Genomic DNA, 1861 nt, shown 5'->3' on the forward strand with positions numbered 1-1861 from the left:
GGGGTTGAGTCCACTCAATCGTTTCGCTTGACCGTCAGTTACGGCTAGAATGACTCCCTCGGTGCCCCGTTCTGGTGCACCGTTCTTCTCTTTTGTTCCATCATGTCATGCCCAAGCGGCCCCCACCGGAGGTGTCAGTGCAACGTTATTGGTCCGAGGCGAGGCAACTCATTCGTCTTGCCAGCCCTATTCTGGTGGCGCAAGTTGCGCAGATTGCGATGAACTTCGTCGATACAGTGATGGCAGGGCAGGTCAGTGCCGTCGATCTCGCCGCGGTATCTGTCGCCTCCAGCTTCTGGCTGCCGGTGATCCTGCTGGTACAGGGCATCATCATGGCGCTCACCCCCATCGTCTCACAGCTCAATGGCGCCCGTAAGCGCAATGAGGTACGCCCGGCCGTCCACCAGGCGTTTTGGCTTGCCCTCATAGTGACCCCGATCGCGATGCTGGCACTTTATGTCAGCCCGCTGGCGCTGCAATACATGAACGTCGATCCCGTCATGGCGACAGACTGCCGTTATCTGCATGCCATTCTCTGGGGCTGCCTGCCTTTGCCATGTTCCAGGTGCTGCGCAACTTCAGTGAAGGGCTCTCCCATACGGTGCCGACCATGGTGATAGGCTTCGTGGGGCTGGCGGTCAACATCCCGGCCAACTACATCTTCATTCATGGTCACTTCGGCATGCCCGCGCTCGGCGGGGTCGGCTGCGGGGGTGGCGACTGCCATCGTGCTCTGGGCCATGTTGCTGGCCATGATCCTCTATGTGAAGTTCTCTAGCCACTTTCGCAAAATTGCGCTGTTTGCCAGCCTGTGTCGCCCCAACGGCAGCCGGATCTGGCGTCTGTTCCGCTTGGGTTTCCCCATCGCCATGGCTATCTTCTGCGAGGTGACCCTGTTTACCGTCGTGGCCCTGATGCTAGCGCCCTTTGGCGCGGAAAATAGTGGCCAGCCACCAGATTGCGCTCAACTTTTCCAGCCTGGTATTCATGCTGCCGCTCTCCATCGGGGTCGGGTCACCATCCGGGTCGGCCACAGCATAGGAGAAGGCCTGCCGGATCACGCCCGGGTCGCGGCCCGTACCGGCCTGATGCTCGGCATCGCAGTCGCCGCCGGCACTGCCGCCCTGACGGTGCTGCTGCGCGAACAGATTGCCGCTATCTATACCGAGGACATGAATGTCATCACCCTGGCTGCCCTGCTGCTGTTCTTCGCCGCCATCTACCAGATCTCGGACTCGGTGCAGGTGATTGCCGCGGCCGCCTTGCGCGGTTACAAGGACACCCAGGCCATCTTCTACATCACCATAGTGGCCTATTGGGGCCTGGGGCTGCCAAGCGGCATGATACTGGGGCTCACCGACTGGGTGGTGCCGCGCATGGGGCCGCAGGGCTTCTGGGTCGGCTTTATCATAGGTCTGACCGGCGCAGCACTGATGCTGGGGGCCAGGCTCAAGGTCATCTATGGCCGCTTCGCCACTCCCCTGTCCTTGCAAGCGAGTTGAGAAGCGGATGGCATGCCACTTTTCGCCAGCTTGGTGAGACAGGTTTTTTGGCCGGCTCGCCTGCAAAATCAACAGGCTGCACAAGAACTGGGCAAACAGTCTCCTTTGTGCATAGAGGCTGTTGACAGCCTTGGGGGCCATGGGTAGTATGCCGTCCACGTCAGCACAGCTGGCGTGGTGAAGTGGGTTTATAGCTCAGTTGGTTAGAGCACTACCTTGACATGGTAGGGGTCGTTGGTTCGAATCCAATTAAACCCACCACTTTCTGATATGCGATGCGTCCTTAGCTCAGCTGGTTAGAGCACCACCTTGACATGGTGGGGGTCGGTGGTTCGAATCCACTAGGACGCACCATATTT

The 1861-nt window shown here is 59.4% G+C and carries 2 protein-coding genes and 2 tRNA genes; all 4 read left to right on the forward strand.

The window, feature by feature from the left end:
- Window positions 1-137: 137 nt before the first annotated feature.
- The 4 genes from G113_RS21925 to G113_RS20000 all read left to right on the forward strand — a co-directional run bounded on the left by G113_RS21925 (window position 138) and on the right by G113_RS20000 (window position 1856).
- Complete coding sequence (locus tag G113_RS21925; RefSeq protein ID WP_236611814.1) at window positions 138-617, forward strand: MATE family efflux transporter; 480 nt, start codon at window positions 138-140, stop codon at window positions 615-617.
- A 96-nt stretch (window positions 618-713) separates the two neighbouring features.
- The gene (locus G113_RS21930) at window positions 714-1502 is read left to right on the forward strand and encodes an MATE family efflux transporter (RefSeq protein WP_236611815.1); all 789 of its coding nucleotides are present in this window, start codon (window positions 714-716) and stop codon (window positions 1500-1502) included.
- Between the two features lie 184 nt (window positions 1503-1686).
- Window positions 1687-1763: transfer RNA gene (locus G113_RS19995), tRNA-Val, on the forward strand.
- A 16-nt stretch (window positions 1764-1779) separates the two neighbouring features.
- Window positions 1780-1856 (forward strand) — tRNA-Val (locus G113_RS20000).
- The last annotated feature ends 5 nt before the right edge of the window (window positions 1857-1861 follow it).

The organism is Aeromonas molluscorum 848 (assembly GCF_000388115.1).
GTDB classification, from domain to species: Bacteria; Pseudomonadota; Gammaproteobacteria; order Enterobacterales; family Aeromonadaceae; genus Aeromonas; species Aeromonas molluscorum.